Source organism: Enterobacter sp. V87_3 (assembly GCF_029967835.1).
Lineage (GTDB): Bacteria > Pseudomonadota > Gammaproteobacteria > Enterobacterales > Enterobacteriaceae > Enterobacter > Enterobacter cancerogenus.
Genome location: NZ_JASCAM010000013.1, coordinates 1 through 13,177, shown reverse-complemented (window position 1 = coordinate 13,177; position 13,177 = coordinate 1). Strand labels below are relative to the sequence as shown.

13 protein-coding genes, 2 tRNA genes and 2 rRNA genes are annotated in these 13,177 nt (G+C 54.3%); 4 read left to right on the top strand and 13 right to left on the bottom strand.

Going from position 1 to position 13,177, the window contains the following annotated elements; all coding sequences use genetic code 11:
- The 5 genes from QLG21_RS05145 to dnaQ all read right to left on the bottom strand — a co-directional run bounded on the left by QLG21_RS05145 (window position 1) and on the right by dnaQ (window position 4,138).
- Window positions 1-1,083, bottom strand: coding sequence for an oligopeptide/dipeptide ABC transporter ATP-binding protein (locus tag QLG21_RS05145; protein ID WP_137849253.1), 1,083 nt, complete (start codon window positions 1,081-1,083; stop codon window positions 1-3).
- On the bottom strand, window positions 1,080-2,093 hold the full coding sequence (locus QLG21_RS05140) for an ABC transporter ATP-binding protein (RefSeq protein ID WP_102891391.1): 1,014 nt from the start codon (window positions 2,091-2,093) through the stop codon (window positions 1,080-1,082). The genes QLG21_RS05145 and QLG21_RS05140 overlap by 4 nt, the downstream gene beginning before the upstream one ends.
- Window positions 2,090-2,809 carry an FCD domain-containing protein gene (locus QLG21_RS05135; RefSeq protein ID WP_088207889.1) on the bottom strand — a complete coding sequence of 240 codons (720 nt, stop codon included), beginning with the start codon at window positions 2,807-2,809 and terminating at the stop codon, window positions 2,090-2,092. Before QLG21_RS05135 ends, QLG21_RS05140 begins: the two co-directional genes overlap by 4 nt.
- Window positions 2,810-3,200: 391 nt before the next feature.
- Window positions 3,201-3,277: transfer RNA gene (locus QLG21_RS05130), tRNA-Asp, on the bottom strand.
- 129 nt (window positions 3,278-3,406) lie between these two features.
- Entirely contained in the window at window positions 3,407-4,138 is a 732-nt protein-coding gene (gene dnaQ, locus QLG21_RS05125) for a DNA polymerase III subunit epsilon (RefSeq protein WP_282483996.1), read from the bottom strand.
- Window positions 4,139-4,202: 64 nt separating this feature from the next.
- Here dnaQ and rnhA point away from each other — a divergent pair, with 64 nt between their 5' ends.
- On the top strand, window positions 4,203-4,670 hold the full coding sequence (gene rnhA / locus QLG21_RS05120; protein WP_101738193.1) for a ribonuclease HI: 468 nt from the start codon (window positions 4,203-4,205) through the stop codon (window positions 4,668-4,670).
- Here the strand turns inward: rnhA and QLG21_RS05115 are convergent, their stop codons facing one another.
- Complete coding sequence (locus QLG21_RS05115) at window positions 4,671-5,387, bottom strand: class I SAM-dependent methyltransferase (protein ID WP_102891392.1); 717 nt, start codon at window positions 5,385-5,387, stop codon at window positions 4,671-4,673. It lies immediately after the preceding gene.
- 32 nt (window positions 5,388-5,419) lie between these two features.
- Between QLG21_RS05115 and gloB the strand changes: the two genes are divergently transcribed.
- Together gloB and mltD are read left to right on the top strand one after the other, a co-directional pair.
- A complete protein-coding gene (gene gloB / locus QLG21_RS05110) occupies window positions 5,420-6,178 on the top strand; it encodes a hydroxyacylglutathione hydrolase (RefSeq protein ID WP_282483995.1) in 759 nt (252 codons plus the stop codon).
- Between the two features lie 68 nt (window positions 6,179-6,246).
- Window positions 6,247-7,611, top strand: coding sequence for a murein transglycosylase D (gene mltD / locus QLG21_RS05105; RefSeq protein WP_006176775.1), 1,365 nt, complete (start codon window positions 6,247-6,249; stop codon window positions 7,609-7,611).
- A 52-nt stretch (window positions 7,612-7,663) separates the two neighbouring features.
- Here mltD and QLG21_RS05100 read toward each other — a convergent pair whose 3' ends face one another.
- The 3 genes from QLG21_RS05100 to QLG21_RS05090 form a co-directional block, all read right to left on the bottom strand.
- Window positions 7,664-8,437, bottom strand: coding sequence for a class I SAM-dependent methyltransferase (locus QLG21_RS05100; protein WP_101738195.1), 774 nt, complete (start codon window positions 8,435-8,437; stop codon window positions 7,664-7,666).
- A 77-nt stretch (window positions 8,438-8,514) separates the two neighbouring features.
- Window positions 8,515-9,315 (bottom strand): endonuclease/exonuclease/phosphatase family protein, encoded by an 801-nt coding sequence (locus QLG21_RS05095; RefSeq protein WP_042320745.1) that lies wholly within the window; start codon window positions 9,313-9,315, stop codon window positions 8,515-8,517.
- Window positions 9,316-9,452: 137 nt separating this feature from the next.
- Window positions 9,453-10,628: an MFS transporter gene (locus QLG21_RS05090; RefSeq protein ID WP_282483994.1), complete on the bottom strand. Its 1,176-nt coding sequence runs from the start codon at window positions 10,626-10,628 to the stop codon at window positions 9,453-9,455.
- 104 nt (window positions 10,629-10,732) lie between these two features.
- On the opposite strand from QLG21_RS05090, the gene yafC reads away from it, so the two are divergent.
- Window positions 10,733-11,638, top strand: a complete 906-nt coding sequence (gene yafC / locus QLG21_RS05085) for a DNA-binding transcriptional regulator YafC (RefSeq protein ID WP_058609363.1) — start codon at window positions 10,733-10,735, stop codon at window positions 11,636-11,638.
- 30 nt (window positions 11,639-11,668) lie between these two features.
- On the opposite strand, the gene dkgB is transcribed toward yafC, so the two are convergent.
- The 4 genes from dkgB to QLG21_RS05065 form a co-directional block, all read right to left on the bottom strand.
- Entirely contained in the window at window positions 11,669-12,472 is an 804-nt protein-coding gene (dkgB, locus tag QLG21_RS05080) for a 2,5-didehydrogluconate reductase DkgB (RefSeq protein ID WP_282483993.1), read from the bottom strand.
- Between the two features lie 162 nt (window positions 12,473-12,634).
- Window positions 12,635-12,711: transfer RNA gene (locus QLG21_RS05075), tRNA-Asp, on the bottom strand.
- 55 nt (window positions 12,712-12,766) lie between these two features.
- Window positions 12,767-12,882: ribosomal RNA gene (gene rrf, locus QLG21_RS05070) — 5S ribosomal RNA — on the bottom strand.
- Window positions 12,883-12,952: 70 nt separating this feature from the next.
- Window positions 12,953-13,177: ribosomal RNA gene (locus tag QLG21_RS05065) — 23S ribosomal RNA — on the bottom strand; the annotation flags it as partial.

Below are 13,177 nucleotides of genomic sequence, written 5' to 3'. Positions count from 1 at the left end.
TCATGAGTTCCTTGAAGAAAGGGAGGAGTGAGTGGCCGCGTGTTCAAACAGCGCGCGGCGGCGCAGAAAGGCTGCGGATGGCGGTGCTATCTGGATAACGCTGCGATCGCGATTAATGTCCTGCCAGCGGTGACAGGCCACCTGACGGCCGCCGTCGAGTAGCTGATTGATCGGCTCGACCTGGCGGCATTCGTCGGTAACGTACGGGCAGCGGGTGTGGAACCGACAGCCGGACGGCGGGTTGGCCGGGTTCGGTAAATCCCCCTGCAGCAGCGGAGCGTCTCGCTCAACGCCCGGCTGCAATTGCGGCGCAGACGCCATTAACGCCTGGGTATAGGGGTGCAGCGGTGCGTCAAAGATTTCATCTACCGTGGCAAGCTCGACAATTTGCCCGAGATACATCACCGCCACGCGGTCGCTCATATGGCGGATGACCGCCAGACCGTGGGCGACAATCACCATCGTCAGGCCCAACTGATGCTTCAGGCTTTCCAGCAAATTCACCACCTGTGCCTGGACGGACACGTCCAGCGCCGAAACCGGCTCATCGCCCAGCAACAGTTTTGGACCGGACGCCAGGGCGCGCGCAATGCCGATACGCTGACGCTGTCCGCCGGAAAACTCATGCGGATAACGCCCGGCCCAGGCGGCGGGCAGCCCCACGGTGTTGAGCAACTCAGCCACACGGTACTGGCGATCGTTTTTGTTCATCTTCTGGTGCAGCCACAGCGGCTCGCCGACGATTTGCTCGACGGTCATGCGCGGGTTCAGCGAGGCGAAGGGATCCTGAAAGATGATTTGCAGTTCCCGACGGAGCTGGTTCAGACGGGCACCGGATGCATCGGTGATCTCCTCTCCCTGATAAAACACGCGTCCTTCGCTGGCACCCAGTAACCGCAGAAGCAGGCGACCAAGGGTAGATTTACCGGAACCGGATTCGCCAACAATCGCCAGCGTTTCACCGGGCATCACCGCGAGGGAGACGCGATCGACCGCCGTAACGAACCGTGCCGGGGCGAACAGTTTTTTAGGACCGGGAAAGCGCTTGCTCAGGTCACGCGCTTCCAGAATGGGTGTAGTCATGCAATTTCTCCCAGCGCAATGTGATGTTCCAGCGGTACGCGGAAACAGGCAACCTCGTGGCCCGCGCCGAGTGCGCTGAGCGGCGGTTTTTCATCGTGGCAGCGTGTCTGCGCAAACGGGCAACGGGTGGCAAAACGGCAGCCTTTCGGCATGGCTCCCGGCAGAGGGACAGACCCCGGGATAGTGGAGAGCTGGCCTTTGCGTGCGCCAAGAGAGGGAATCGACCCCATCAGACCGATGGTGTATGGGTGCTGCGGGTCGGCAAAGATAGCCTCCACGCTCCCCTGCTCTACCACCTGCCCGGCATACATCACCGCGACCTGCTGAGCCACCTCGGCCACCACGCCCAGATCGTGGGTAATCATCAGAACCGCCGTGCCCGTTTCTTCTTTTAGGGTGTTGAGCAGCGTAAGAATTTGCGCCTGAATGGTGACGTCCAGCGCGGTGGTGGGTTCATCGGCAATCAGTAAACGGGGATGGTTAATCAGCGCCATGGCGATCATCACGCGCTGGCGCATCCCGCCAGAGAGCTGGTGGGGATAGGCTTTCAGACGCATCTCAGCGGCCGGTATCTGGACTTTTTCGAGGATGCGCAGCGCCACGTTCATCGCCTCTGCGCGTGAGACATTCTGATGGCGCATGACCGCCTCGCTGAGCTGGTCGCCCAGGGTAAAGGCCGGGTTTAGTGAGGTCATGGGTTCCTGGAAAATCATCGCCAGCTCGCTGCCGCGCAGGTCAGCATATTCCCGCGGTGAGAGCTTACGCAGATCGTGGCGGCGGAAGTGCATCTCACCGCTGACGATTTGCGCGCTGGCGGGCAACAGCCCCATCAACGCCAGCGAGGTGATGCTTTTTCCGCAGCCGGATTCCCCCACCAGCGCCAGCGTTTCACCCGCCTTCACACAGAGCGAGATGCCGTCCAGCACGCTAACCGGAGAGCCAGCAAACCTGACGTTGAGGTTTTCCAGCCGCAGTACGGGGGCGGTTTCCTTAAAAGGGATTGTCGTCATAGCGTGGCGTCGTCCTCATTGTGAATGGCCTGAATCAGCGCGGTTTGCAGGCTGAGCAGATGTTCGCGCATCGCGCCGGCAGCCTCGTTCGGCTGGCGATGGATAATCGCTGACATGATTCTATGATGGTGGTCGTTGTAGCTATCGACACGTTCAGGGGTGCGGGCAAGCTCGCGCAGATGCTGCCAGCCGGGTTCGCGCCGGACGGCATCAATCGCATCGAACAGGCCGAGCATCAGGCGGTTGCCGGCAGCCTCTGCAATCGCACGGTGAAATGCGCTGTCCCACAGCTCATTCAGATCGCGGTCATCCGGGCTGACCTTATCGATGCGCTCCAGCATGCGCTGCATCAGCGCGAGGTTTTCCCTGGTGGCACGCAGTGCCGCAAGACGGGCTAAGCCGGGTTCGAGCTGCAGACGAGCTTCCATGACTTCCAGTAGGTTGGTTTGCTGAACCAATCCCTGAAGGGCCAGGGGTTCAACGGGGGCAGCCGGACCGATAAAGGTGCCTTTCCCCTGTTTACGCCAGATCCGCCCTTCTTCTTCCAGCACGTCCAGCGCACGACGGACTTCACGCCGTCCTACGCCGAGAGTGTCCGACAGCTCACGTTCGGTGGGCAGCGGAATGCCTGGTGTTGACTCATGCTGGTGGATTAGCCCGCGCAACTGCTCAAGCGCGGTGCTGGAATTTGCCAGAAACCGTGACGCTTTTTCCATATTGGTTCGCTCGCTGTCATCATTGCTCTGTTTTTATTAACGATAAGTTATTGATATGACGTGCTACTTATTGTGCTAATGATTAAGCAATTAGCGAACCAATAGCGCATTGGTTCAGGAAGTTTTTGGAAAACAAAAGGTAACCGAATGATTTCTTATGAATTATTTTTACATAATTATTACATTCGGATGTATGGCTTACGAACGAATGAGAGCATATCGCACAATAAAAGTGCAATTAATGCACTAAAATCGTGCAATTGTTAATAAATTGCACTGCATATATTAACTTTTTGTTAACCAAGAGGGAGAGGGAGTGATACGTAAATAGCGTGAGGGGAGTTAAAACGACGAAGGCCTGAATCATTTCTGATTCAGGCCTTCTGAATAGTGGCGGAACGGACGGGACTCGAACCCGCGACCCCCTGCGTGACAGGCAGGTATTCTAACCGACTGAACTACCGCTCCACTGTTCCCGTTGGGGAACGAGGCGCATATTACGGTTTGCCTCTGAACTCGTCAACGCTTTTTCTCACGTTTTGAATCGTTTGCTGCAAAAATCACCCGGGCGGCGATTTTACGCGCATTTATTGGTGATTAACCCCGCCACATACAGCTTCCGCCCTTCTTCTGGACCAGGTCCAGGCGGGATTCATGGTTAAGCAGCTCTTCATCGCTGGCGTGGACAACCCGCAACCGGCTGGCCTGGCGAACAAGGCGCTGAATTCCCGCCTCGCCCTGCGACTGCTGGGATTCGTTTTCCATACTGAATTTCATCGACGTCTGCCCGCCGGTCATGGTCAGATAAACGTCGGCCAGGATCTGGGCATCGAGCAGTGCGCCGTGCAGTGTTCGCTTGGTGTTGTCTATCTCGTAGCGTGAGCAGAGCGCATCGAGGCTGTTACGCTTGCCCGGAAACATTCTCCTTGCCAACGCCAGGCTGTCGGTGATTTTACAGAACGTGTTGGTTTTCGGTATATCGCGGTTCAGCTTGCTGAATTCATAATCCATAAAGCCGATATCAAACGACGCGTTATGGATGACCAGCTCAGCGCCTTTGATGTATTCCAGGAACTCGTCCGCCACGTCCGCAAAGGTTGGCTTATCCAGCAAGAACTCATCGGCAATGCCGTGAACGCCAAACGCTTCGGGATCGACCAGCCTGTCGGGCTTAAGATAGACGTGGAAGTTGTTCCCCGTGAGGCGACGGTTTACCACCTCAACGGCACCGATCTCGATGATTTTGTGCCCTTCGTAGTGGGCGCCAATCTGGTTCATACCGGTGGTTTCGGTATCGAGGACAATCTGGCGAGTAATTGCAGTGCTCATAGCGGTCATTTATGTCAGACTTATCGTTTAACTGAACGTTTCAAATACAGGAAGTCTACCAGAGATGCGTAAACAGGTAGAAATTTTCACCGATGGATCGTGTCTGGGCAACCCAGGGCCAGGTGGCTATGGCGCCATTATGCGCTATCGCGAACATGAAAAAACTTTTAGCGAAGGCTATTTTCTGACAACCAACAACCGCATGGAGTTGATGGCTGCCATCGTGGCGCTGGAAGCGCTGAAGGAGCATTGCGACGTGACGCTGAGCACCGACAGCCAGTATGTGCGTCAGGGCATTACCCAGTGGATCCATAACTGGAAAAAACGCGGCTGGAAAACCGCAGAGAAGAAGCCGGTCAAAAACGTGGATCTCTGGAAGCGTCTTGATGCCGCCCTGGGGCAGCACGTTATTAAGTGGGAGTGGGTCAAAGGACATGCCGGGCATCCCGAAAACGAACGCTGCGACGAGCTCGCCCGCGCGGCCGCATCCAACCCCGCGCACGAAGATGTTGGCTATCAGGCCGAAGCCTGATCAGGGCTTTTTGTACTGCCGTGTTGCGCCGACGGTCTGGCGGATCCGGGCTTTCGATTTACTCTGCTTCATCGGGTTAAGCGTAAGGGGGATGGTCCGCTTACGCGCCACGATAAACTGCATACAGCCTAACGCTGGCAGATGGGTACTTAACACCACGCCCCCTTTGCGCGTCCAGGGCAGTACCTGAAAACCGCCATAGCAGAGTACTTCAAAATTCAGCAGTGAAAGCCAGTCCAGCTGGCGCGTCATTGTGAACATGCGGCTGTTATACGGCGGCGTGCGGCGCAGTACGGGAACCAGCTTACGCAGCCCCATCAGGCTAAGCGGGTTAAAGCCACTGATGACCAGCCAGCCGTCATCTATAAGCACGCGATCAGCTTCACGCAGCAGACGGTGCGGGTCACTGCACCAGGGCAACGTGTGTGCCAGCATACATGCATCAACGGACTTTTCAGCAAACGGTAAATGCAGCGGGTCTGCCTTCACCTGCACGGGAGAGCCGTTAAGAGAAACATTCACCTGATGAGAGATAGCGCAACTTTCGGTATTGATTTCAGCACTGAGATTGCCAATCTTAAGCAGGTGAAAACCGTACATTTTCGCGAGCCAGGGCTTAAGCTGGCGTTCTAACGCCTCGCGATAATAGTCACCCCAGGGCAATTCCGCCCAACGTTCAGGTGCTGCGACAGTTCGAGGTATCCTTGCCTGTTTCATCAACACATCCGCCACGCCGTAAGAGGTAATGTATGAATCTTATCAGTATTCCCGCCTTTCAGGACAATTACATCTGGGTAATCGTTGACGACGCTCGTCGGTGCATCATTGTCGATCCGGGTGAGGCTGCGCCGATTTTGCAGGCCATCAACGACAATAACTGGCAGCCCGAAGCCATACTCCTTACCCATCACCATAACGACCATGTGGGCGGCGTACCGGCTCTGCTGGCGCAGTTCCCGGACCTGGCGGTGTACGGCCCGGCGGAGACGCGCGATAAAGGCGTCACGCAGGTAGTCGATGAGGGCGAAAAGGTGATCATACTCGGGTTGGCGTTTTCCGTATTTGCTACGCCAGGTCACACTTCAGGACATATTTGTTTCTACAGCGCCCCTTATCTGTTTTGCGGGGATACGCTGTTTTCCGGCGGCTGTGGAAGGTTGTTCGAAGGAACGCCAGCGCAGATGTACCAGTCCTTACAGAAGATTAACGCCCTCGCGGACGACACCGTAATATGTTGCGCACATGAGTATACATTAGGGAATATGAAGTTTGCGGCCAGCATTCTACCGTACGATCGTGCTATTCAGGATTATTACCAGAAAGTGAAGGAGTTACGTGCAAAAAACCAAAAAACACTACCCGTAATTCTGAAAAAAGAGCGAGAAATAAATTTATTTTTACGCACAAATGATGTTGATTTAATTAATGAAATTTCTCAAGAAACAAATTTGCAACACCCAGAAGCGCGATTTGCATGGTTAAGGTCAAAGAAAGATAACTTCAGATAAATGCGGGTTGCCTTTTCAAAATTTCGCCGTTATCATCGCTCGTCTTTTAAGCAACTATTGACACACACATGAAGGCAAAAGCGATATTACTCGCCTCTGTCCTGCTTGTCGGTTGCCAGTCGCAGACTGGCAATAACGTACAACAGCACGCACAGAGCCTTTCTGCAGCTGGTCAAGGGGAAGCAGGGAAGTTTACAAGTTCGGCGCGTTGGATGGACGATGGGACATCATTTGCGCAGGAACAGAACTTGTGGGCCTCTATTGGCGACGAGCTAAAGATGGGAATTCCGGAAAACAGCCGGATTCGCGAACAGAAACAGAAGTATTTGAGAAATAAGAGCTATCTCCACGATGTAACGTTACGGGCAGAGCCGTATATGTACTGGATAGCCGGGCAGGTTAAGAAACGTAACATGCCTATGGAGCTGGTACTCCTACCCATAGTGGAGAGCGCTTTTGACCCACACGCAACGTCTGGCGCCAATGCCGCAGGTATTTGGCAGATCATTCCGAGCACCGGGCGCAATTATGGTTTGAAACAGACCCGCAACTACGATGCGCGTCGTGATGTTGTCGCTTCAACGACAGCCGCTCTCGACATGATGCAACGTCTGAACAAGATGTTTGACGGCGACTGGTTATTAACGGTCGCAGCGTATAATAGCGGCGAAGGTCGTGTACTTAAGGCGATGAAATCGAACAGAGCGCGTGGTAAATCCACTGACTTCTGGTCGCTTTCGCTGCCTCAGGAAACGAAGATTTACGTACCGAAAATGCTGGCTTTGAGCGATATTCTCAAGAACAGCAAGCGTTACGGTGTATCACTGCCAACACCAGACGAAAGTCGTGCACTGGCGCGTGTTCGTCTCAGCAGCCCGGTTGATATTCAACAGGTTGCCGATATGACGGGTATGTCGGTAAGTAAATTGAAAACCTTTAATGCAGGCGTTAAAGGCTCAACGCTGGGGGCAAGTGGCCCGCAGTATGTGATGGTTCCGCAGAAGCATGCTGAACAACTTCGCGAGTCTTTAGCTTCGGGTGAGATTGCAGCCGTTCAGTCAACGCTGATTGCAGATACCTCGCCGGTAAGCAGCCGTAGTTATAAGGTTCGTTCAGGCGATACGCTTTCAGGCATTGCATCACGTCTTGGCGTGAACACGAAAGATCTGCAGCAGTGGAATAACCTGCGCAGTTCAGGCCTGAAAGTGGGTCAGACTCTGACGGTCGGTGCGGGTAGCAGCGCACAGCGTCTTGCCAGAAACAGCGATAGCATTACCTATCGCGTGCGTAAGGGTGATTCGCTGTCCAGTATCGCAAAACGTCACGGCGTGAACATCAAAGATGTGATGCGCTGGAATAATGATACTGACAATCTGCAGCCAGGTGACCAGCTGACGTTGTTTGTGAAAAACAGCGCCACACCAGACTCCTGATTACACGACGAAACGTAAGAAAGGCACCGATTCCCCCGGTGCCTTTTTTGTTTTATCCCGCTTTTTGCGCTTCAGCCATAATGGTGTCGCTGGTAAACGAGCCATCTTCCTGCAGTTCAAAGTACCTCTTCACATCAGCAGACGCACTCTCCTGATATAAACGAATAGCCTGGCTTAACGCGTCCGGCGTGCGCATGCGTGCGATCCAGGAGCTGAACTCCAGCGGTAACCGATCGGTTATCAACGAGCGTGAAATTAAGCCGGACTCGGTGATTAACGATAACCACTCGCCGCTGGAGTAGTTCTGTACATGCGACGTGTCGCGCAGCGCCTCGACCGTTTGCAGCCAGATATTGCGCACAGGATGGCCTGGCGACATCACATCCATGATGATGAAAACGCCGCCGGGTTTCAGGACGCGCTTGACTTCCCGTAATGCCTGGCCGACATCGTGCCAGTGGTGAGCCGAGTAACGGCTGATGACAACATCAAAGGTTTCATCCTCGAAGGGTAAGGATTCAGCATACCCCTGGCGCGTAGCAACGTTGTTCAGCCCTTTCGCCCTTGCGGCTTCCGCGACCACCTCCAGCATCTGGCTGGATAAATCGTACGCCACCACCTGTGCCACCTTCTGCGCGGCGGTAAAGCTGGCGTGCCCTGCTCCACAGCCTAAATCAAGCACGTGAGCCTGTGGGAAAGCAGCCAGACGTTCTCCCAGCCGGACCAAATCCCGCCCGGAAGCGTGTACGGCGCTGCTCAGATAAGCGCTCGCCTGTGAACCAAACTGTTTTTCTACGTTGTCATGATGGGATTGCGTTGTTGTCATCTTACTGTCCTTTGGTTGGTTACAAAATAAAGGGCAGCACCCGTACAGGCCTGCCCCATGGCAGACCTGACACACCATTATTTATCAGGTTTGCCGGGACTGAATTCAACGAGTAGAGGATTATGATCGGAGGCGCGCGTCACCAGAACAGAGGCGTCATGCACGCTTAAACCACGATAGAAGACAAAATCGAGTGGACGACCAAACGCTTTTTTGCGCTGGTCATCGCTGAAACGAACTTCCCGGAGCGACATTTCACGCGCGAAGCGGTACAGCGCGTTCATGCGCGGGCGACTCCAGGCGTTGAAATCACCGGCCATGATGATCGGCCCACTGTGGTGAGCAATCTGATCGCCGATTGGAAGTAACTGCTTACTATAGACATCCACGCCCAGGCTGAAGTTGACTGCATGGATATTCACCACCATCAGCAAGCGGGTGTCCGGCAGCGGATAGACCGTTACCAGCGCTGATTTTGCCAGGCGCAGGATGGGCTCGCGTTCACGTAACGGGCAGCAGTACACCGGATGCGCGGCCGACAGAGTCATGACGCCCGAGGGATGTTGCGGCAGGACAAACGCAGGCACCTGATCGGCGGCGAGGTAGTTAGTGGTAGCAAACCTCACCAGCTCAGGCGTGGTTTGCGCCTCCTGCAGCAGAACCAGATGCGCGTCCTTTCCGAAATTTTTGAGCACGGATAACCACTCCGCGCGCTGCTGCTTAAAAATATTCCACACCAGTACCCGGATTTTTTCATCGCTGCTTAACGGGGTGCCAGCGGGCAATGCCTGGCTAAGGCTCGCAAACGACCCCGGAGGTAAGATTCTCTCCGCGGGCATTCCGGCAACATAACGCATGGCATAGGTATTTTTTCGCACTTTTGGAAACGACCTCTGTAACGTGAACCAGCCCGGAAAACGGACTGGTTCTACTGTTATAGGGACTTTAGGTTACACTTTCAACGCAATTTCTGAGAAACCGCTTTCCAGTTTTGTAAGCAAGCACTTACACAGGTTCACCCCATCACCACGCGCGCGGGTTTATCCAGGCGTCCGCTCAGGCCAATCAGCAGGAATGCCACGAGTACAATTGCCGCACCAATCCACGGCGTTTGCGCCAGGCCAAAATGCTCCACGGTCTGCCCGCCAATAATCGAGCCGAGCGCGATACCGATATTAAACGCCGCAATGTTCAGGCCGGATGCCACGTCCACCGCGTTAGGGGTATAAAGCTCAGCCTTCTGAACCACGTATACCTGCAAGCCCGGCACATTACCGAAAGCAAAGATCCCCATCACCAGAACCGTGACCAGCGCGGCGTACTGCATCGATGCGGTGAACTGGAAAACCAGCAGCAGAATGACCAGCGCAGCAAAAATGAACTTCAGAGCCGGGACCGCGCCGTGCCTATCGGCCAGTTTGCCACCCCAGATATTGCCAATCGCCACGGAGATACCGTACCCCAGTAGGATCCAGCTCACTGCACCCGGTGTAAAGCCCGCGAGATCCTGCATCATTGGCGCAAGGAAGGTGAAAGCGGTGAAGACGCCGCCGTAACCCAGAGCCGTTACCGCATAGATGAGCAGTAATCGTGGGTGAGTGAGCACCTTGAGCTGTTCGCTCAGGCTGGCGCTGGCACGACCGGGGATCGTCGACGGGACTAATAACAGGCTAGCCACCAGGGCAATGACGCCCAGCAGGGATACCGCAAGGAACGTTTCGCGCCAGCCGAAATGCTGGCCGATAAAGGTCCCTAACGGCACGCCGGTTACCAGCGCGACGGTCAGACCGCCAAACATAATCGCAATGGCGGATGCGGCTTTCTCTTTCGGGACAAGGCTGGTTGCGATGGTCGAGCCAATGGAAAAAAACACCCCATGCGCAAGGCCGGTCAGCAGGCGGGCTATCACCAGCGTGGTGTAATCGGGTGCCTGCCAGGCCAGGATATTCCCGGCAGTGAACAGCACCATCAGGGCCATAAGCAGCTGCTTACGTGGAAACCGTCCGGTGAGTGCCGTCAGCACGGGCGCACCGATGGCGACACCGAGAGCGTATATAGAAACCAGCAGCCCGGCTGAGGGCAGCGAAATAGAAAGTTGGTCAGCAATCGTTGGAACCAGTCCAACAATCACGAATTCGGTCGTGCCAATTGCAAAAGCACTGATCGTCAGGGCAAGTAGCGCCAGTGGCATAAAATACTCCGTCTCTTCAGGATTAAGATGACACGAAGTATGCACCAGTGTTTAAATAACAAAAATGGTCAAAATATCAATTGAATTTTGCGGATGGTGCAACAATGAAAGCAACGTCGGAAGAGCTAACAATCTTTGTCGCCGTGGTAGAGAGCGGCAGCTTTAGCCGTGCTGCGGAACAACTGGGTCAGGCCAACTCGGCCATCAGCCGCTCGGTGAAGAAGTTAGAGATGAAGCTCGGGGTGAGCCTGCTCAACCGAACGACGCGGCAGCTCAGCCTGACGGAAGAAGGTGAACGCTACTTCCGTCGCGTCCAGTCTGTTTTGCAGGAGATGGCGGCGGCAGAGACGGAAATCATTGAATCACGTAATACGCCGCGCGGACTGTTGCGTATTGATGCCGCGACCCCTGTCGTCCTGCATTTCCTTATGCCGCTGATTAAACCCTTCCGCGAGCGTTATCCGGAGATGACGCTTTCACTGGTGTCGTCAGAGACGTTTATCAACCTGATTGAACGTAAGGTCGACGTGGCGATCCGGGCGGGAAACTTAACGGACTCGAGTCTGCGCGCCCGTCCCCTGTTTACCAGCTATCGTAAAATTATCGCTTCGCCACAGTATATCGCGCAGTTTGGCAAGCCTGAGACGGTCGAAGACTTAAAGCAGCATACCTGCCTGGGATTTACAGAACCTTTATCGCTCAATACCTGGCCTGTAGCCTGTCATGACGGGCAACTTTACGAAGTCAGCTGCGGTTTATCGTCTAATAGCGGTGAGACGCTGAAACAGCTTTGTCTGGAGGGAAACGGCATCGCCTGTTTGTCTGACTATATGATTGATAAGGAAATTGCGCGCGGCGAACTCGTAGAACTGATGGCAGATAAGCGTTTGCCCGTTGAGATGCCTTTTAGTGCAGTGTATTACAGCGACAGGGCGGTAAGTACGCGTATACGCGCCTTTATCGACTTCCTGAGTGAGCATGTAAAAACAGCTCCAGGAGGAGCTGTGTGAGGGTTTAAGGCATCGGGTGAGGGGTTAATCTCAGTCCCAGTCTGGGGCTAACCCTTCCGGGCTGACCAGGCGATCGTTGCAATCCAGGGCGGCGATCGCTTTTTTATCGTCCTCATCCAGCTTGAGATCCAACGCCAAAAGGTTGCTGGCCAGGTTTTCACGTTTGGTTGATGACGGGATCACGGCATAACTTTCGCCTGTCGCCCATGCCAGAATCACCTGCGCGGCAGTGGCGTTATGCTTCTGCGCGATACGTCCGATCGTTTCGTCTTTCAGCGCCTTACCGTAAGCCAGCGTCATGTAAGAGGTGATATGGATCCCGTGCTGTTTCGCCCATGCCACGACTTTACGGTTTTGCAGGTAGGGAGAGAGTTCAATCTGGTTGGTGGCGATGTTCGCGGCACCTACCGCCGCAATGGCTTTTTCCATCAGCGGGATCGTGAAGTTAGAAATACCGATCTCCCGGGTTAAGCCCTGCTCTTTCGCTTCCAGCAGTGCCTGCATGAACTCTTTTACAGAAACAGCATCGTTCGGTGACGGCCAGTGGATCAACGTCAGATCAACATATTCCGTACGCAGTTTTTTCAGGCTCTCTTTGAGGCTTGGGATGAGCTTATCTTTGCTGAGATTCTCGATCCAGATTTTGGTGGTGATGAAAAGTGCGTCACGCGGTACGCCGCTCTCTTCAATGGCCTGACCAACGGCTGCTTCATTTTCATAAATCTGTGCCGTATCAATGGTGCGATAGCCCAGTTCAAGTGCAGTTTTTACCGATGCGATAACAACGTCGTCTTTCAGGCGGAAAGTGCCGAGACCAAGTGCAGGGATAGTCATGTCATTCCTCATAAATCATTATGTTATTAAGTGAGGAAGATTATCGCTGTTGCCGTTATGCAGAAAAAGATCGTGAAACGCAGAGGATTTTTGCTGTTTAAGCAATAATTATAACGCGGACAAGAAAAAAGCCCTGAGCAAATGCTCAGGGCTTTCAATAAGTGGCGGAACGGACGGGACTCGAACCCGCGACCCCCTGCGTGACAGGCAGGTATTCTAACCGACTGAACTACCGCTCCACCGAAGACTTCTGTAACCACCGGATTTATGCACCGGCTTACTACTTAATTTGATGCCTGGCAGTTCCCTACTCTCACATGGGGAGACCCCACACTACCATCGGCGCTACGGCGTTTCACTTCTGAGTTCGGCATGGGGTCAGGTGGGACCACCGCGCTAAAGCCGCCAGGCAAATTCTGTAATCTGTATCAGGCTGAAATTTGATTGTCTGTCTCTTCGCCGAAACAGCTTCGGCGTTGTAAGGTTAAGCCTCACGGTTCATTAGTATCGGTTAGCTCAACGCATCGCTGCGCTTACACACCCGACCTATCAACGTCGTAGTCTTCAACGTTCCTTCAGGACTCTCAAGGAGTCAGGGAGAACTCATCTCGGGGCAAGTTTCGTGCTTAGATGCTTTCAGCACTTATCTCTTCCGCATTTAGCTACCGGGCAGTGCCATTGGCATGACAACCCGAACACCAGTGA